General features: G+C 67.3%; 17 protein-coding genes. 10 read left to right on the top strand and 7 right to left on the bottom strand.

Going from position 1 to position 17,625, the window contains the following annotated elements:
* Nucleotides 1-24: 24 nt before the first annotated feature.
* Nucleotides 25-792: a FadR/GntR family transcriptional regulator gene (locus tag Pth03_RS02000; protein ID WP_203942326.1), complete on the bottom strand. Its 768-nt coding sequence runs from the start codon at nucleotides 790-792 to the stop codon at nucleotides 25-27.
* A 465-nt stretch (nucleotides 793-1,257) separates the two neighbouring features.
* On the opposite strand from Pth03_RS02000, the gene phtC reads away from it, so the two are divergent.
* On the top strand, nucleotides 1,258-2,001 hold the full coding sequence (gene phtC, locus Pth03_RS01995; RefSeq protein ID WP_203942325.1) for a 3,4-dihydroxyphthalate decarboxylase: 744 nt from the start codon (nucleotides 1,258-1,260) through the stop codon (nucleotides 1,999-2,001).
* 7 nt (nucleotides 2,002-2,008) lie between these two features.
* Here the strand turns inward: phtC and Pth03_RS01990 are convergent, their stop codons facing one another.
* Nucleotides 2,009-3,262, bottom strand: a complete 1,254-nt coding sequence (locus Pth03_RS01990; protein WP_203942324.1) for an MFS transporter — start codon at nucleotides 3,260-3,262, stop codon at nucleotides 2,009-2,011.
* A 284-nt stretch (nucleotides 3,263-3,546) separates the two neighbouring features.
* Between Pth03_RS01990 and Pth03_RS01985 the strand changes: the two genes are divergently transcribed.
* The 6 genes from Pth03_RS01985 (at nucleotide 3,547) to Pth03_RS01960 (ending at nucleotide 10,605) form a co-directional block, all read left to right on the top strand.
* A complete protein-coding gene (locus tag Pth03_RS01985; RefSeq protein WP_203942323.1) occupies nucleotides 3,547-3,783 on the top strand; it encodes a hypothetical protein in 237 nt (78 codons plus the stop codon).
* 85 nt (nucleotides 3,784-3,868) lie between these two features.
* On the top strand, nucleotides 3,869-4,993 hold the full coding sequence (locus Pth03_RS01980) for an ABC transporter substrate-binding protein (protein WP_203942322.1): 1,125 nt from the start codon (nucleotides 3,869-3,871) through the stop codon (nucleotides 4,991-4,993).
* Nucleotides 4,990-6,138 (top strand): ABC transporter substrate-binding protein, encoded by a 1,149-nt coding sequence (locus Pth03_RS01975; protein ID WP_203942321.1) that lies wholly within the window; start codon nucleotides 4,990-4,992, stop codon nucleotides 6,136-6,138. The genes Pth03_RS01980 and Pth03_RS01975 overlap by 4 nt, the downstream gene beginning before the upstream one ends.
* A gap of 85 nt (nucleotides 6,139-6,223) precedes the next feature.
* On the top strand, nucleotides 6,224-7,951 hold the full coding sequence (locus Pth03_RS01970) for an ABC transporter permease (protein WP_203942320.1): 1,728 nt from the start codon (nucleotides 6,224-6,226) through the stop codon (nucleotides 7,949-7,951).
* Nucleotides 7,952-7,978: 27 nt separating this feature from the next.
* Complete coding sequence (locus tag Pth03_RS01965) at nucleotides 7,979-9,127, top strand: ABC transporter ATP-binding protein (protein WP_239118691.1); 1,149 nt, start codon at nucleotides 7,979-7,981, stop codon at nucleotides 9,125-9,127.
* A gap of 194 nt (nucleotides 9,128-9,321) precedes the next feature.
* Nucleotides 9,322-10,605 carry an MFS transporter gene (locus Pth03_RS01960; RefSeq protein WP_203942319.1) on the top strand — a complete coding sequence of 428 codons (1,284 nt, stop codon included), beginning with the start codon at nucleotides 9,322-9,324 and terminating at the stop codon, nucleotides 10,603-10,605.
* A gap of 177 nt (nucleotides 10,606-10,782) precedes the next feature.
* Here the strand turns inward: Pth03_RS01960 and Pth03_RS01955 are convergent, their stop codons facing one another.
* The gene (locus Pth03_RS01955) at nucleotides 10,783-11,223 is read right to left on the bottom strand and encodes a YybH family protein (protein ID WP_203942318.1); all 441 of its coding nucleotides are present in this window, start codon (nucleotides 11,221-11,223) and stop codon (nucleotides 10,783-10,785) included.
* A 302-nt stretch (nucleotides 11,224-11,525) separates the two neighbouring features.
* On the bottom strand, nucleotides 11,526-12,143 hold the full coding sequence (locus Pth03_RS01950; RefSeq protein WP_203942317.1) for a TetR/AcrR family transcriptional regulator: 618 nt from the start codon (nucleotides 12,141-12,143) through the stop codon (nucleotides 11,526-11,528).
* Nucleotides 12,144-12,208: 65 nt separating this feature from the next.
* On the opposite strand from Pth03_RS01950, the gene Pth03_RS01945 reads away from it, so the two are divergent.
* Nucleotides 12,209-13,225 (top strand): ATP-binding cassette domain-containing protein, encoded by a 1,017-nt coding sequence (locus Pth03_RS01945; RefSeq protein WP_239118690.1) that lies wholly within the window; start codon nucleotides 12,209-12,211, stop codon nucleotides 13,223-13,225.
* Entirely contained in the window at nucleotides 13,222-14,070 is an 849-nt protein-coding gene (locus tag Pth03_RS01940; RefSeq protein ID WP_203942316.1) for an ABC transporter permease, read from the top strand. Before Pth03_RS01945 ends, Pth03_RS01940 begins: the two co-directional genes overlap by 4 nt.
* Nucleotides 14,071-14,219: 149 nt before the next feature.
* On the opposite strand, the gene Pth03_RS01935 is transcribed toward Pth03_RS01940, so the two are convergent.
* The 3 genes from Pth03_RS01935 to Pth03_RS01925 all read right to left on the bottom strand — a co-directional run bounded on the left by Pth03_RS01935 (nucleotide 14,220) and on the right by Pth03_RS01925 (nucleotide 16,562).
* Nucleotides 14,220-14,975: a 2-phosphosulfolactate phosphatase gene (locus Pth03_RS01935; RefSeq protein ID WP_203942315.1), complete on the bottom strand. Its 756-nt coding sequence runs from the start codon at nucleotides 14,973-14,975 to the stop codon at nucleotides 14,220-14,222.
* A 127-nt stretch (nucleotides 14,976-15,102) separates the two neighbouring features.
* Nucleotides 15,103-15,558 (bottom strand): RpiB/LacA/LacB family sugar-phosphate isomerase, encoded by a 456-nt coding sequence (locus tag Pth03_RS01930; protein WP_203942314.1) that lies wholly within the window; start codon nucleotides 15,556-15,558, stop codon nucleotides 15,103-15,105.
* Nucleotides 15,559-15,623: 65 nt separating this feature from the next.
* Entirely contained in the window at nucleotides 15,624-16,562 is a 939-nt protein-coding gene (locus Pth03_RS01925; RefSeq protein WP_203942313.1) for a substrate-binding domain-containing protein, read from the bottom strand.
* Nucleotides 16,563-16,898: 336 nt separating this feature from the next.
* Here Pth03_RS01925 and Pth03_RS01920 point away from each other — a divergent pair, with 336 nt between their 5' ends.
* Nucleotides 16,899-17,618 carry a FadR/GntR family transcriptional regulator gene (locus Pth03_RS01920; RefSeq protein ID WP_203942312.1) on the top strand — a complete coding sequence of 240 codons (720 nt, stop codon included), beginning with the start codon at nucleotides 16,899-16,901 and terminating at the stop codon, nucleotides 17,616-17,618.
* Nucleotides 17,619-17,625: the final 7 nt, after the last annotated feature.

Genomic DNA, 17,625 nt, shown 5'->3' with positions numbered 1-17,625 from the left:
GCCGCCCCCCGCCCGGCGGACGCGTCAGCACTCCGCAGTGTCAGGGGCGACCCGGTCGGCGGTGCGCTGGAGATGGGCACGCATGATCGCCGTGGCCTGGTCGGCGTCGCGGCGCTCGATGGCGTCAACGAACTCACGATGTTCGGTGCTGCCGCGCCGGCCCATCACGGGAGCGGCGACCTTCGCCTCTTCGAGTGACATCAGCAGTGGTCCGTGGAAGCTCTTGACCAACATCTCGATCGCCGCATTGTGCGTGCATGCCGCGACCCGCACATGGAACTCGGCGGACAACGTCATCGAGTAGGACTCGTCCTTCAGAGCGTCCTGCTGCCTGTCGCAGATCTCCTTGAGCGCGGCGATGTCCTCGGGAGTCGCGCGTTCCACCACGATGGGGACGATCCCGAGCTCGAAGACCATGCGGGCCTCCGTCACCTCCGCCGCCGTCAGCGGACTGAGCTTGAGCAGGTCGGCCAACCCCTCACCGACACGCGCGCTCGAAGGCGTGGACACGAACGCTCCGCCGCGCGCCCCGACCCGGATCTCGATCAGGCCGCCGGCCTCCAGGACCCGCAGTGCCTCGCGGACCGTAACACGGCTCACGTCGAACTGTTCGCACAGATCCCGTTCGCTCGGAAGCCGGTCGTCGGGCTTGAGGCGGCCCTGCTGGATGAGCAGGCGGATCTGATCGACGATGACCTGGGAGACCCGCACCGCACTAACCGGGCTGAACAGGCCCGCCGCTGCTCCCGAACCCGCTCTGCCCGACGCGCTCTTGCGCTGTTCGACGGTCATGCATCCATCCTCCGGCATCGGGTGGCCTGATGCGCCTTCGTTGACACTCTACGGCCCAACCAGCAATATGGTCATACCAATAGTCCTGAGCTGCACAAGGGGAAACACATGGGCGCAGCACCCGGGGTTTCCTTTCCCGAACTTCTCAAGGAGACGAAGGACACATTTGAGGCGGGGACCTCAAATATGCGAGCTCAGCCGACGTCGAGATCCGCGGATCCTCGAGCGCGGTCGGGTGTTCGTCGCCCACGAGTCAGCCAGGTCCCGTCACGAGGACGGCCATGGCAACGATCATCATAGTGTCGAGCCGGCCGTCGAGGCAGGGCAAGACCGGCGCCGCCCGCTCGAGCCGCTGTGCACGCACCGGTTCCCCCTGGGGGCGGGGCACGACGCGTCGCGCGCTGCGGGCGACAGGACCGATCCGGCGGCCACCCATGTCGACATCCCGTCCAACGGAGAAGCACCGTGACGCTCCCTGACCTCGCCCCTCTGCGCCGCAAGATCGCGCTGGCCTGCCGCATACTGGCGAACGCCGGGCTCGCGGAGGACATCCTGGGTCACGTGAGCGTGCGTGTCGGACCCGACACGATGCTCGTGCGCTGCCGTGGCCCACAGGAAGAGGGACTGCTGTTCACCCTCGACGAGGACGTGCGGCTGGTCGACTTCGAGGGCGAGGGCGGCGATCTCGGCCCTTGGGCGGTCCCGAACGAGTTGCCCATCCATGCAGAGGTGTTGCGCGCCCGCCCCGACGTCGATGTCGTGCTCCATTGCCACCCGCCGTCGGTCCTGGTGGCGGGCGTGGAGAACATCCCGTTGCGGCCGGTCTTCGGCGCCTACAACATCCCCGCGGCACGGATGGCCCTGGACGGCGTCCCCGTCTACTCCAGGGCCGTCCTCGTCCGGCGCCCGGAGTTCGGACGGGAGTTGGCCGAGGCCATGGGCGAGTCGGCGGTGTGCGTCATGCGGGGGCACGGGATCACCACGGTCGGGTCGGGCGAGCACGCGGTGGAGCAGGCCGTCTCGCGGGCGTTGAGCCTGGACGCGCTGGCCCGTGTCAGCGTCGAGCGGGCCCGGCTCGGTGACCGGGCCGCGGACCTCTCCGCTGAGGACATCGCGGAGCTTCCCGACCTCGGCTCGTCGTTCAACGACGCGAACATCTGGCGTCACCATGTCGCCAGGCTGCGACTGGCCGGGCTGTCGCTCGACTGACCGGCGGTCACTCCTCGCGCCGGGCGCGCACCTTACGCAACCAGGGCAACACCGCGAGGGCTGCGAGCCCCGCCGAGATCCCGGCCAGCAGGAGTCCGGCACGAGGTCCCCACTGCTCGCACACCCACCCCGTGACCGGGGCGCCCAGGGGAGTGCTGCCGAGAAAGACCAGGCTGTGCAGGGCGATCACCCGCCCCTGCATCGTGGGATCCGTTCTGATTTGCAACAGTGTGCGGGCGAGCGTATTGAAGCAGATGTTCGCGATACCGAGAGCGACGATCGCCGCCATCGCCAGGCCGAGCGCGGGAGCGGCCGCGCCGACGACGTTCACGCCGGCGAAGGCGAACGTCCACAGCAGGAGAGACCACGCGGTGGCGTCCACGCGCGCGGCGCTCGCGAGGGCACCGAGCATCGCGCCCACTCCGAGGGCGGAGGTGAGCCAGCCGTAGACCTCGGGGCCCCCGTCGAAGGTCTCGCGGGCGAGTAGGGGGAACACGACCCGGAAGTTCTGGCCGAGCAGCGCGACCACGGCGACGAGGAACAGGCATGCGCGTAGCTCCGGGTGCTCCCAGACATATCGCAGGCCCTGCCTGGCCTGACCCTTCGCCCGGGGAAGGGCAGGAACCTTGTGCAGTTCCCCAGGGTTCATGCGCGCGAGCCCGAGCAGGACCGCCGCGAACGACAGCGCGTTGACCGCGAACGCCGCTCCGACATCGACGGTCGCGATCAGGACCCCGGCGATCGCCGGGCCGACGAGGCGGCCGGCATTGTGCACCGTCGAGTTCAGGGCCTGCGCGTTCACGTAGTTTTCCGGACTGACCATTTCGGTGACGAAGGCCTGTCGCGCGGGCGTGTCGAGCACGGTGACGAGACCGAGCCCGAGGGTGAGCGCGTAGACCATCCAGAGCTGCACGTGGTCGCTCAGCACGAGCACCGCGAGGGCGGCTGCGAGGACGGCGCTGGCCGCCTGCGTCGCCATGATCGTGCGGCGCCGGTCGAGCCGATCGACGAGGACGCCTCCCCACAGGCCGAACAAAAGGGTGGGCAGGAACTGCAGCGCTGTCGAGATTCCGAGCGCGACGGGGGAGTCCGTCAGCTCGAGCACCAGCCAGTCCTGCGCCACCCGCTGCATCCAGGTTCCGATCACGCTCACCGCGTGACCGGCGAAGAAACGCCGGTAGTTGGGCACGGTGAGTGAGCGGAAGACACGCCGGTGGGCTGTGCGGGATCGGGCGAGGAACGTGTCACCTGCTGAGCCCACCGATAGCCCCCTTCCTAGATCAGGCTAATGGTATTACCGTTTTCTCCTTAGGGAAGGGGGTCGGGCCACTTCTTCCCGCCCTTATTCCTGGGCCCAGTCCTCGCGCGCGAGGGCGCTCAAGCGGCCCGAGAGGCCATGTCGGCAGGGAAGGCGGCCGGGCCCTATCAGGGGGACTGGTCCGGGATTTGTCCGGTGTGTAACGGTCCGGTAAAAGTGTGGCTCAAGGGTTAGACCTTTAGTCCGTAGAGGTGTCTACTCGGGGTCACTCGCCAAAGGGAGGCAAAATGCGCGATGACGATCTGCCCGGAGTACCGGCCAACGAAAAGCGGAACCGGGACACGTCGGAGATCGCCTCCCGTGACGAGTTCGACGGGGAGCACGCTCCGATCAGGGGACTCGTGCTCCCGCACGACCTACGGGAGACGGAGCCGCCAGAACGCCCCTGGCGTGACATCGCGCCCCCGCGCTGGACATGGCACCAGCGCTTCAACCTGACCAAAACCGACACGGGCGTGATTTAAACAGTATTTCTCGCGGGGGGGAGAAACGTGCATCACCGCCGGGTCGGGGCTCGCACCGACTCGCCGAGCTCGCGGGAGAGCATCAATGCAACACCAGAAAATCCTCGGATCGGTGGCTGCGGTCGCCGTCGCCCTCTTCCTTGGGGCCTGCGGCGCCTCGCCGACCGCCGGGGGCCCTGTGTCGGCCGGCGGGGCCGGCAAGTCCAGCACGAAAGCCCAGGAGGTCTACGACCGCATCAACCGGCTCACCGGTGACGAGCGGACCACGACCCTCCTCGACCTCGCGAAAAAAGAGGGCACGCTTTCGATCTACACCTCCAACACCGACCTCGACAAGGTCATCGACGGATTCAAGAAGACCTACCCGATCGAGGTGAAGGTCTACCGCGGGAACTCCGAGTCGGTCCTGCAGCGCGTGATGCAAGAGCAGCAGGCGAACTACGACGGCAACGATCTCGTCGAGACGAATGCCGGCGAGCTCAACGTCATGGCCGACCAGAAGATGCTGTACCCGTACGAAGGCGCGCTGCGCGACGCCGTACGCAAGGAGGGGCAGGCCGACGGCTGGACCGCCACCCGGTTCAACGTGTTCGTCATCGGCTGGAACACCACCAAGGTGAAGCCCGGCGAGGAGCCGAAGTCGTTCGAGGAGCTCGCCGACCCGAAGTGGAAGGGACGCATCTCCCTGGAGATCGGCGACGTCGACTGGTTCGCCGCCATGTACAAGTACTACCTCGACCAAGGCAAGACCGAGGCCGAGGTCCACGACCTGTTCAAGCGGGTCGCCGCCAACGCGAAGATCGCCAAGGGGCACACGGCGCAGGGTGAGCTGCTCTCTGCCGGGCAGTTCGCCGTGACCGCCTCCTCCTACAGCCACACGATCGACAAGGCCGCCGACCAGGGCGCCCCGGTGAGCTGGCATCCGGCCTCGGGAACTCCGATCCAGCCCGTGGTGATACGCCCGAACGGCGTGGCGCTGATGAAGACGGCGACCCACCCCGCAGCGGCGATGCTGTTCGTCGACTACGAGCTCACTGAGGGACAGAAGATCCTCCACGAGTCCTTCCGGGTCGGCTCGGTCCCCACGGCGAACGATCCTCTGGCCGGGATCACGTCGATTTCCGTGCCCGAGAAGGAAATGCTCGACGACCCCAAGAAGTGGGACGCGCTCTACGAAGAAATCGTCCAGTCAGGCCAGGAGGTCAAGTGAACACCGCCCCCCTGTCGGGCCGCCGTAGCGGCAGCCCCGCGAAGCGCGCGTTAGCCTCAGGATCCGCACTCGTGCTCCTGCTCGCGGGCTGTGGAGGATCGCCCACAGCCGCCGCACCGCAGGCCACGACCGGCGGCGGGCCTACCGCGGCGGAGAAGCTCTACACCGAGGTCAACGGAATGACCGGTCAGCAGCGGCGCGACAAGCTCGTCCCGCTCGCCGAGAAGGAAGGCACGCTCGACCTCTACACGTCCATGACGAGCGACGTGGCCGACGTGGTCATCAAGGCGTTCGAGGACCAGTTCAACGTCACGGTGAACCTGTACCGCGCCGGGTCGGAGACGGTGCTCCAGCGGATCGTGCAGGAGCAGAAGGCCCACTACCAGGGCAACGACGTGGTGGAGACCAACGCGACCGAACTGTTCGACCTGAACAGCGAAGGCGTTCTCGCCACGTACGACGGTGAGCGGCGCCGCATGGTCCCGGATGCCGGCCGGCAGCAAGGATGGACTGCGACGCGGTTCAACCTGTTCGCGCCGAGCTGGAACACCAAGCTTGTCACCCCAGACCAGGCGCCGAAGACCTGGGAGGACCTCGCCGACCCCAAGTGGGACGGCAAGCTGGCCATGGAGATCAGCGACTCCGACTGGTACCTGACCCTCTACGGCTACTGGAAGAAGAAGGGCAAGACCGACGACGAGATCAACAAGCTCTTCGCCGACATGGCCAAGGGTGCGAAGATCGTCAAGGGTCACACCGTACAGGGCCAGTTGCTGTCCGCCGGCCAGTTCTCGGTCGTCGCCTCCAACTACTCCTACATCGTCGAGCAGGCCAAGGCCAAGGGTGCGCCCGTCGACTACCAGCCCTACGTCGAGCCGGTCATCGCCCGGCCCAACGGCATCGGGCTGATGAAGGCGGCCAAGCATCCCGCCGCGGCGATGCTGTTCACGGACTGGCTGCTCCAGGAGGGCCAGGCGCTTCTGGTGAAGCAGGGGCTCACCCCGGCCATCGTCGAGGGAGACGACCCCCTCAAGGACGTGGAGATCATCCCGATCGACGTCGAGGAGTTGACGAAGAACGGCGAGGAGTGGAACAAGCGCTACGACCAGGTCATCTCCAACGGTGAGCAGGTCGACGGAAATTGAGTGACCAAGCGCGCGGCGGCACCGGCCTCGGCGGTGCCGCCGCGCCCGCGATCATCGCAGGACTGGTTCAGAAAGAGGTGAGGGCATGACCACGGCATCTCCCGCCGTCCCTGCCCGCAAGGGAGCCACGCTCGGATGGCTGCGCCGTTTGGGGACCCCCAAGCTCATCATCATCGTCGTGGTCGCCGGCGTGATCGGCTATCTCGCGCTCGTGCCCCTTTACTACCTGATCTGGGGCACCTTCTTCGACGCCAACGGCTTCACCCTCGGCGGCTTCGCCCGTGCCTACGGTGACCCGCGCGTCGGCGGCATGATCGGGAACTCGTTGTGGTTCGCGGTCGGAGCGGCCGTGCTCTCGCTCGTCGTCGGCACCGCGCTCGCCTACCTCAACGTCCGGACGGACGTCCCGTTCAAGGGATTGTTCTTCGCCGCCTCGATCATTCCGCTGATCATCCCCGGGATTCTGTACACGATCGCGTGGATCTTCCTTGCGAGTCCGGACATCGGCCTGCTCAACAAGCTGATCGAGCCGGTCTTCGGCCCCGGGTTCTTCGACGTGTTCACCGTGTGGGGGATGGTCTGGGTCGAGGGCCTGCACCTGTCTCCCATCGTCTTCCTCCTGATGGTCGCCGCGTTCCGCTCGATGGACCCCTCACTGGAGGAGTCGGCGCTGATGAGCGGGGCCAGCAGGTGGCAGGTGTTCCGCAGGGTGACCGTGCCGCTGACGCGCCCGGCGATCGTCGCCGCGGTGCTCGTCATGGTCGTGCGCAGCCTGGAGAGCTTCGAGGTGCCGGCCCTGCTCGGCCTGCAAAACGGGATCTACGTCTTCACCAGCCGCATCTACTTCGTTCTGCGCACCTACCCGCCGGACCTCGCCGCGGCTGGAGCACTGGCGGTCGGCCTGCTGGTGTTCGCGGTGATCGGCGTCGCGATCTCCAACCTCGTCGGCAGGTCGGGCAAGACCTACCAGACGGTGACCGGCAAGGGGTTCCGCCCTCGTCCGATGGAGCTCGGCAAGTGGCGGCCCGTCATGGGCGGCGTCATCGTGCTGTACTTCTTCCTCACCGTCGTCGGGCCGCTGCTCGTGCTGCTCTACACGTCGCTCCTGAAGTTCTACCAGGCGCCGTCGACCGAGGCCTTCGCGTCGATGTCACTGGACAACTATCGCCAGCTGTTCGACATCTCCGACGCGATGACGGCGCTGAAGAACTCCCTCGCGCTCGGCCTCGGGTCGGCGACGCTCGTCATGGTCCTGATGGCGGTCGGCGCCTGGATCGTCGTGCGCTCGCGGATCCCCGGGCGGCAACTCGTGGACCACCTCTCGTTCGTTCCGCTCGTGATTCCCGGTCTGGTGCTCGGGCTCGCGCTCTCCTTCGTGTACCTGCGCAGCCCGATCCCGATCTACGGCACGATCTTCATCCTGCTGATCGCCTACTGCACGCGTTACATGCCGTACGGCATGCGCTACGCGGTCACGTCGATGCACCAGATCTCCGCCGAGCTGGAGGAGTCCGCGCAGGTGAGCGGAGCGAGCTGGTGGCAGACGTTCCGCAGGGTGCTCCTGCCGCTCCTGTCGCCCGGCCTCCTCGCCGGGTGGATCTACATCCTCGTCGTCTCGTTCCGCGAACTGTCGAGCTCGATCCTGCTCTACAGCCCCGGGAACGAAGTTCTTTCCATTCTCATCTTCGAGCAGTACGAGAACGGCCAGTTCACCGTCCTTGCGGCACTCGGTGTCGTCATGGTGCTCACCCTCGCCGTGCTCGTCATCATCGCCTACAAGCTCGGTGCCAAGGTCGGGCTCCGGCAGGACTGAACAACGGGCCCTTATCAGGAGGACCAGGTGCTCCGCATCAACAACCTCGTCAAGAGCTTCGACGGAGAGCGCCGCCGTCGGCGTAACTCGCCATCCGCGCCACAGGAGGCCCGGGTGTTCGCGGTCAACGACGTCAGCTTCAATGTCGAGAACGGTCAGCTGTTCACCTTGCTCGGCCCCTCGGGCTGTGGCAAGACGACGACGCTCCGTTCGATCGCCGGGCTGGAACGCCCCGACTCGGGGACCATCGAAGTCGGCGGCCGCGTCCTCTTCTCCACCAAGGAGGGGAAGAAGCCGCTGAACGTCCCCGCGAACGAGCGGGGACTGGGCATGGTCTTCCAGTCCTATGCCATCTGGCCGCACATGTCGGTCTTCGACAACGTCGCCTTCCCCCTGCAGGTGAAGAAGCGCGGCGACCGGCTGGGCCGCAAGGAGATCTCCGAGCGGGTGATGCGCGTGCTCGAGACGATGGAGCTGGCCAATCTGGCCGACCGCCAGGCGACCAAACTGTCCGGTGGCCAGCAGCAGCGGCTCGCCCTCGCCCGGGCGCTCGTCATCGAGCCTCCGCTCCTACTGCTGGACGAGCCGCTGTCCAACCTCGACGCGAAGCTGCGGGAGTCGCTGCGCTACGAGCTCAAGAGGGTGCAGCGCGAGCTCGGCATCACCTCGGTGTACGTCACGCATGACCAGGTCGAGGCCCTGGCCCTCAGCAACTCGATCGCGGTGATGCGGAACGGCAACGTCGTGCAGCTCGGCCGCCCCCGCGAGATCTACGAGAACCCCAACTGCCGGTTCGTCGCCGAGTTCATCGGCACGTCGAACTTCTTGTCCGGCAACGTGGTGTCCAAGGACGGGGACCGATACACCGTCAACACGGTCGACGGGCAGATCGTGCTCGACTCGGCGGCGAACCTTCCCATGGGCACCGATGTGATCGTGTCCGTGAGGCCGGAAGCGGTGGAGGTCAGCACCACCTCCCGGCAGGGCGAGGTGCCCAACGAGTGGAAGGGTACGGTCCTGACCCGTGCCTACCTCGGAGACAGCCTCGACCACGTGGTAGGAGTGGGCAAGCACGAGCTCCGAACCCGTGGGAACCCCACGACCTCGATCGAACCCGGGACCGAGGTCTATCTGCGGATGGATCCCGCCAAGCTCGTGCTCGTCCCCGTCGACTGACCGTACGTCCGACCGTGAATCGTCGGGCTCGGCAGTGTCCTGGACCTTCAGCGCCCAAGCGGCTCCCGTGAGGGAGCGCCTGTGTCTGGACTGAGGAACGCAGGGAGCGTAGCGACCGGAGTGACGAGGGAAGACACAGGATCTCAGCGACCGAACCGCGATCCGCAGGATCGCCATGAACACGGAGACACCGCGTGGCACCCGCGATCCTGCGCAACCGCGACTTCACGCTGTACTGGGCGGGAGTCGTCCTGTCCCAGATCGGCACCCGCGGCACTGTGGCGGCCAACTTCTACCAGGTCTACCAGCTCACCGGCTCGGTCGCCTACACCGGACTGGTCGGCGCCGCGCAGGCGGTCGCGCTGATCCTGCTCAGCCCGCTGGGCGGGGCACTCGCCGACCGCCTGGACCGGCGCCGTCTGCTCCAGGCCGCGCAGGGCGTCGCGTTGCTCGTCGCCGTGGCACTGTCCTGGCTGACGTTGGCCGGTCAGGCGGAGGCGTGGCACGTCGTGCTCTCCGTGGTGCTCACCACCGCCGCGGCGACCTTCGACCAGCCGGCCCGGCAGGCGCTGATCCCCGCTCTGGTGCCGAGGAGCCAGATCGGGGAGGCGGTCGCGCTCCTCAACCCCTCGCGCGAACTCGCCGTGCTGGTGGGCCCGCTTCTGTCCGGCGTGCTCATCAGCCTGTCCGGGCCCGGGCTGATGTACGTCGTCGACGCGGTGTCCTACGCGGTGCTGGTCGGAGTGCTCGCCACGCTCCGGATCTCCAAACTGGAGCCGTCCGGGGAGCGCCGCTCCATACTCGGGTCGATCGCCGAGGGCGCCCGGTACATCGCCCGCCGACCGCTCATCTACAACCTCATGCTGCTCGACCTGTCGGCGACCGTGTTCAGCGCCTATCGCGTTCTGCTCCCGGCGCTCGCGCTGGACGTGCTCCACGTCGGCGCGACCGGATATGGCGTGCTGTCCGGTGCCCCGTCCGCCGGTGCGCTGATCGCGACCTACGCGGTCTTCCGTACGGTGCAGCGAAGTCGGCGGCAGGGCCGGGTCCTGCTGGTCTCCACGGTCCTCTACGGCATTTCCGCCATTCTCCTGGCGCACTCGCCGGTCTTCATCCTGGCCGTGCTCGCCGCCCTGCTCCTCGGCGCCTTCGACGCCATGGCGACCACGATCCGGCACGCCGCAGTGCAGATCGACACCCCGGACGATATCCGCGGCCGGGTCACCGCCTTCTATCAGATGTCTTCGCGGGGAGGTCCGGCGATCGGAGACGTCGTCGTGGGGGCGGTGGCCGGCGCGATCGGACCCGTGGCGGCACTCACCATCGGAGGGCTGGGCCCGATGCTCGTGGCCGGGTGGACATGGCTGCGGGGCGGCGTGGTGCGGTCCTACACCGGAATCGCGGAGGCCGGTGACGAGGGGGTCGCGGAGGCCGACGAAGATCCCGAAGAGGAGCGGCGTCCCGTGCCGGGGGCATGACCATCAAGATCGGTGGTGTCTGAGCAAACGCGCCTGCGCACGGCGCGTTTGCTCAGAGGTCGCAGCGCGACGGGCACCCGGCCGTGCTGGGTGAAGCGATCGCCACGGCCGGCCGCGCCGCCTGATCCAGTACGAAAGAAACATCGGCGAGCGCGACGTCCCGACTTCTGCGACTCGTCAAGGCTCGAGGTCGGTCACTCCTTTGCCGCTCAGAATATCGAGCGGCACGGAAACCTGGTCGTGCGCGATCAACCAATTGCCGTCGATCTTCCGGAAGCAGAAAGTGGCCCGGACCCACATGCCGCTCGTCGCCGTCCCATTCTTCAGCGTGCCACCGAGCCGACCGAAGCCATGCCCGAATGCCACATCATCGCTCACGGTGAGCGTCAGGTCGCGAACCTCATAAGTCACATCCTGGAAGAACGTGAACACCTTCTCCCAGTTCTTCAATTTCGCCTCTATCCCTACATGCTGCAGCGGCGGCTCGACGTCGAAGGACACGACGTCCGTTGCGTAAAGCTGCTTCAGGCACTCGAGATCCTTGGCTCGGAGTCCTTCGATTATCTTGCTGACGTGCTGACGAATCTCGGCTTCGTCTGCCTCGCGTTGCGTAGACATCGCTACCCATCCCTTCGGTGTGGAATCTTGGCTTCTCACTAGTGCGACGACACAGCACCCCGGAATGTCAGGCCCGCGGCGTACTGACTTCGGAATCGTTCGAAGTCCTTGCATCCCCCGACGGCAGCCTCGACTACACGAACTCGAGGCGGTCACCGACGACGGGCGCCGGCTCGATCTCGTCCAGGTCGGCGCCGACCAGGGGCTGCTTGCGACGCCGGTCACCCACCGGCTGCTGCCGATCGCGCCGGCCGAACGCTACGACGTGATCATCGACTTCGCGGGCGTCCCGCTCGGAAGCGCTAGCGACTCGCAGTTGGCCGGCCGCTGCTGCCACAGAGGCGCATAGTGCTTTCCAGGCACAGAGCCGCCGCCTTAGCGGCGGTGAGGCGCCCGTCGGCGACTTCTGCCGCGGCGGTGTGCTGGAGTCCGATGACGGCGGCGGCGAGCCAGGCGGCGGGGAGTGACGGGTCGAAGTCGCCCGTTTGCTGGCCTCGCCGGATGAGCCGTTCGAGCAGCGGCGGCACGACGTCGTGGGGGTCGTTGCTCTTAGGCCGATGGATCCGGGTCACGGTGGGGTTGAGCAGGAGGGGGTAGCGGCGCAGGAACCGCCAGCCGGCGTCGAGGAACTGGGCCAGCGCGTCGGCGGGCGGGGCGGTGTCGAGGCCTGCGTCGTCGAGCAGGGCGGCGTATTCGGCGGCTGCGGCCTCAATGAGGGCGGCCATGAGGGCGTCGCGTGAGGGGAAGTGTGCGTAAACGGTCTGGCGGGTGACGCCGGCCGCAGTGGCGATCTCTTCCATGCTGGCGTCGGCTCGCTCGCCGAGGACGATGCGGGCGGCGTTGAGGATGGCGTCGATGCTGCGCCGGGCGTCGGACCGCCGTCGGCGGGCCGGCGTGGCGGTGTCGAGTGTGTCAGCCATCGCAGCGATGATATCTGTTCAGCCATAACCTTGACATGCCGTAAGAGATGGATAAATCTTACGCCATGTCAAAGAACAGCATGGATGGAGACGAGCCGGCGATCGAGGCGCACGGCCTGGTCAAGGTTTACGGCGAGAAGCGAGCGCTGGACGGGATCGACCTCACGGTCCGGCGCGGTCAGGTGTTCGGGTTCCTCGGCCCCAACGGGGCGGGCAAGACCACCACGATCCGCATCCTGGCCACCTTGACCAGGCCCGACGGCGGCACCGCCCGTGTCCTCGGTCACGACGTGATCAGCGAGCGGGATGCGATCCGGGCCCGGGTGGCCGTGACCGGCCAGTTCGCCGCCATGGATGAGGACCTGACCGGGTATGAGAACCTGATCATCCTCGGCCGCCTCCACGGCCTGTCCCGCGCCTCCGGCAAACAACGAGCCGATGACCTGCTCGCCGCCTTCGACCTGACCGACGCGGCCGGCCGCCCGGTGGGCGGCTACTCGGGCGGGATGCGCCGCCGCCTGGACATCGCGGCCAGCCTGGTCGTGACCCCCGACCTGCTGTTCCTCGACGAGCCGACCACCGGGCTGGACCCGCGCAGTCGTAGCCAGGTGTGGGAGCTGGTCCGCCGGATCGCCGCGGCCGGCACCACGGTGCTGCTCACCACCCAATACCTCGAGGAGGCCGACCAGCTCGCCGAGCAGATCGCGGTCATCGACCACGGCCGGGTCGTGGCCGAAGGCACCAGCGCCCAGCTCAAATCCCGAGTCGGCTCGGGCACCCTGCACGTCCGGCTCCTCGACGGCGAGCAGCGTCCGCAAGCGCAACACATCCTGGCCGGCGCCCTGAAGGGGACGGTCCATCTCGCCGCCGACCCGCTCGCCCTGTCCATGCTGCTCGCCGCCCCGGCTGACGCGACAGACGTGGGCCGGCTGGTCGGGCACGCCATGACCCGGCTCGCCGAGGCCCGGGTGGGTGTCGCCGAGGTCATACTCGGCCAGCCCAGCCTGGACGAGGCCTTCCTCGCCCTGACCGGCTACACGGCCGGCCCAGCCACCACCGACCACGAGGACGTGAACGCGTGAGCACCCCGGCCGCCGTCACGCGCCCCGCCGCGGCGCAGACCTACCCGATCGACATCCTGCTCACCGCAAGCCGGCCACGCCGCCGTACCGGGGCACTCGCCGCCTCCGCGACCTTCGGCCGGCGAGCCATGCTCAAGATCAAGCACGACCCCAAACAGCTTGTGGACTCGATCGCCATCCCGATCCTGTTCACCGTGCTGTTCACCTACCTGTTCGGAGGCGCCATCAGCGGGTCGCCAGGCAACTACCTCGAGTTCCTCCTGCCCGGCACGCTTAGCATGAGCATCGCCATCGTCACCATGTACGGCGGTGCCCGTCTCGCCCAGGACGTGACAACTGGAGCCTTTGATCGCTTCCGTTCCCTGCCCATCTGGCGCGGCGCCTTCGTGCTCGGTGGCCTGCTCAGCGATGCCGCCCGTTACCTGTTCGCCTCCGCCATCGTGGTGGTCCTCGGACTGATCATGGGCTATCGGCCCGATGGTGGCGCACCGGGTGTGCTCGCCGCGGTAGCCCTAATTGTCGCCTTCGGGCTCTCCCTGTCCTTGCTGTGGGCCGCAGTCGCATTGCTCATGCCCGACCCGGCCGTCGTCATCAGCATCGCCAACGTCGTGCTGATGCCACTCTCGTTCGCCAGCAACATCTTCGTCCAGCCCCAAACAATGCCCGGCTGGCTCCAAGCCTTCGTCGAGGTCAACCCGCTCAGCCACGTCGCGACCGCGGCCAGGGGCCTGATGAACAACGCCGGCGGCACCGGCGGATCTGTCGCCTGGTCGCTCATCGCGACCGCTGCCATCACCGCAGTGTGCGCGGCGCTCGCCCTCCACCTCTACAGCAAGCGGGGCTGACTCGCTCTCCTCGCCGTACCCGATGGACTGCTGTGGATCGACTTCGAGGAGACCTGCACCGGCCCGACGGACTGGCACCTTGCATGCCTGCTCCGCTCAGGAAATTTCCATGGGCGAAAAGCCGCACGGGAGTACGGTGCCGATCCGCCTCACTCGCCGACGGTGAACGCCCCGTCAATGAGAACAGGAACAACGTCGCAGGCATCAACTTCAGTCGCGATCGCGACGTCTTCGGCGAAGCCTGCAAGTATGCGTTCACGACCGGAGGCGCTGGCGGTGACTGCGATGATCACATCCGCAGTCGCCTCGAAACAGGCCGCAGCGGTGGCGGCTTCCGGCGAGAGCGCACCGTCGACCTGCTCTTGCAGCGCAGAAATGACCGCACCGGCACCGAGCAGATCCTCCAGCGCAGGCCGAAGGCTGCCGTCCGGCCACCGCTCGCCCGCGGCGATCACAGCAACGGGACGATCGACCGACCCATAGCCCCGCCCCGCGAGCCAGCGGCCAACCGCCTTCGCGTTGCGCAGGCATCCAGCAACCACCATCGACCCACCAGCCGCAGCAGCGATGGTGGACCCGTTAGGCGAAGGGAGGACCAGACGTGGAGTAAAAGGGGCACCCCGCAGCGCGGCCGGAGACAGCGACCACGGCGATGCCACCGAAACTTTGCTCCGCCCGACCGCTAGGCTCGCGCCCATCTCCTCAGCGAACGCGGCAGCGGTCTCATCCCTCCCGGCGAAGGGGAAAACGTGAGTGCCGGACGCCACCGCGACCGTCACCGACGTGGTGAACGACAGCACATCGACGACTACCAGACATCCGCCATCCGTCGCCAGCCGCTGAGCACCGACCGGCCCCCATTCGAACCGGGCTCCATAACCCGCCTGCGAAAACCAGTCACCCATGAACCGAGGATGCCATCGAAGCCGCGGATCGCAACCGAGGCGCCCATAAAGCCGCCGTAGGCTGTAGATCACCGATCGCCTCGGACCGATACGGTACCCCGGCGGCGCCGGCCGGAGACGGCCGACGTCAGGTCAGCGGCTCGCCACGCTCGAGCAGGGCGATCTGGTCCAACCGCTGCTGGTGCGGGCCGCCCTTGAACCGGGTGGTGAACCACAGATCGACGATCTCCTCCGCCAACTCCGGGCTGAGGACCTTGGCGCCGATGACGATCACATTGGCGTCGTTGTGGGCGCGGGAGATCTCCGTGGTGAACCGGTCATGGCACAGCCCGGCGCGGATGCCGCGGATCTTGTTGCAGGCGATCACCTCGCCCATGCCGCTGCCCCCCACCACGATCGCGCGGTCGGCGTGACCGTCGACGACCCGGCCGCAGACGTCCGCGCAGAGCGGCGGATAGTCCACTGTCACCCCGTCGGCGTGTGCGCCGCGGTCGTCGACCTCGTGACCCTGCGCGGTGAGCCGGGCGATCAGTCGCGCTTTCAATGCAAGGCCGTTGTGATCTGCCGCGATGGCTATCCGCATGCCTCTGCCCTCATTAACTGTCGCCTGGTCGGTTTGCGGGTAATCCAGCGGACCGGTCGACATGCTCAACCGGTCAGATCCAGCGTGTGCTCCGCGAACAACGACTCCACAGTGGGCCGCGTGTCGAGGATGCGCTGGCTCATCGCATGGTCGATGAGCTCGTCGACGACGGCACGGTTCGGCGCTATGCCGTAGGGCAGCGGGTCCGCGCCGGTGATCTCCATGACGCGCCGGTACATGAGATCCGTCGGTGTCGGCGCCTCGATCGCGTCACGGCGTAGCCGGTCGACGTACAGGTTCTTGGCCACGACGAAGGCGTCGAACACGTCCACGGCCAATCCGGGATGCGCCGCGAGCACGTCGTCCCGCACGACCACCAAATGGTTGATGGGGTAATGCCCGCGGCGGCGGAGCGCCGCGAAGCCCGCCTCCGTTGCGTCGGGTATCAGCGGCAGGAGGTCAGGAGGACTGGAACCGATGCCGACCGCGGCCGCGAGTTCGCCGGCGGCCACCAGGTCGGCGAGGCTTTCTCCCGGCTGCAGCGGCTCGACGTTGCCCGGGGGACGGTACTCGGCGACGTGTTCGTCTCCGGAGGGCACCCAGGTCACCTTGCCGAGGTCGACACCGTACTCGTCCTGCAGGACGCCGCGCGCCCACACGCCGGTCGTCACGGTGTATCCGCGATTGACGCCGACCCTGCGGCCTTCGAGGTCCTTCGGATCTCCGATGGCGGCCTCCGGGGCGCGCACGATGGCGCCGTGATGGAACCCGCGCACGAGAAAGATCGGCAGTGCCGTGAACGGCTTGCCCTGCGCCTTGGCGCAGAGGTAGGTCGTCATCGCCATCTCGCAGACGTCGAATTCGAGCCCTCGGACCATCCGGCGGAAGGCGTCGACGAGGACCGGGACGTCCTCGAAGGCGAAGTCGAATCGCTTGGGGGTGACCGTGCCGTCCTTGAGGGCGCGGTTGTTCCCCTGGGTCCGGGTCACCGTCCGGAGCCGCATGCTCGGCATGTTCTCTCCCGTTCGCAGACGTCCGCCGACACGGCATCGCCTGGAGCCTGCGTGCCCGGTGGCTCCGACCCGCGCCGTGTGAGATAATAGCAAATAATCAGACCATTATCCCAATATTGGCGAGTTCTCCATAGCGGCACGCGAGCCTGGTCTGGCCCCGGCGATTTATCATGCAGTGCCGCCGTGGTTGCTGAGCGTATTGGTCAGACCATTCTTGGTAGCATGAAGGTACGAGAAACGACCAGATCGTGGAGGGACGCCGGTATGTCAGTGGGCCCATCGGATGGGACGCCGGGCGGCGGGGGGAGGACGAACCTGTTCAGCCCGGTGAGCGTCGATCGCATCTCCGAGGTCATCGTGGAGCAGGTGCGGCTCCTGATAAGAGAGGGCAAGCTCGTCCCCGGCGACCGGCTGCCCAGCGAGCGCAGCCTGTGTGAGCAGTTCGGCGTCAGCAGAGTGACGGTCCGTGAGGCTCTGCGGGTGCTCGAGGCCAGTGGACTGGTGGAGATCCGCGTCGGGGCTCGGGGCGGCGCCTTCGTCACCCAGCCGTCCAGCGAACGCGTCGGGAAGGGGCTGGCTGAGCTCATGACCCTGGCTTCGATGACCGCCGGCGACGTCACCGAGGCCCGTATGGTCTTCGAGCTCGGCATCCTGCCGCTGGTGGTGGAGCGCGCCACCGAAGAGGACATCGCCGACCTGCGGGTCCTCGTCGAGCAGGGCCTGAACGAGCTGGAGAACGGCTCCTACACCATGGCGATGTCGGCGGCGTTCCACGTGCGCGTCGCCTCCGCCGCGCACAATCCGGCAATTGAGATGCTGGTACGGACCTTCCACGGCCCCATGCTCATGTCGCTCCAGCAGGCACACATCGCCGCGCCGTTGATGGGTCCGCGGGGAGCGCACGAACACTTCGAACTGGTCGAGGCGATCGAGCAGCGGGACATCGACCGAGCACGCACCATCATGACCCGCCACCTGCAGCGCACCGCCGACCGCCTGGCGGAGTACGCGAATCCAACTCTGGAAGATCCGGGCAACGAGGAGTAGCGAGGTC

The sequence above is a fragment of the Planotetraspora thailandica genome (assembly GCF_016863335.1).
GTDB classification, from domain to species: Bacteria; Actinomycetota; Actinomycetes; order Streptosporangiales; family Streptosporangiaceae; genus Planotetraspora; species Planotetraspora thailandica.
This window is presented reverse-complemented; position numbering and strand designations above follow the sequence as displayed.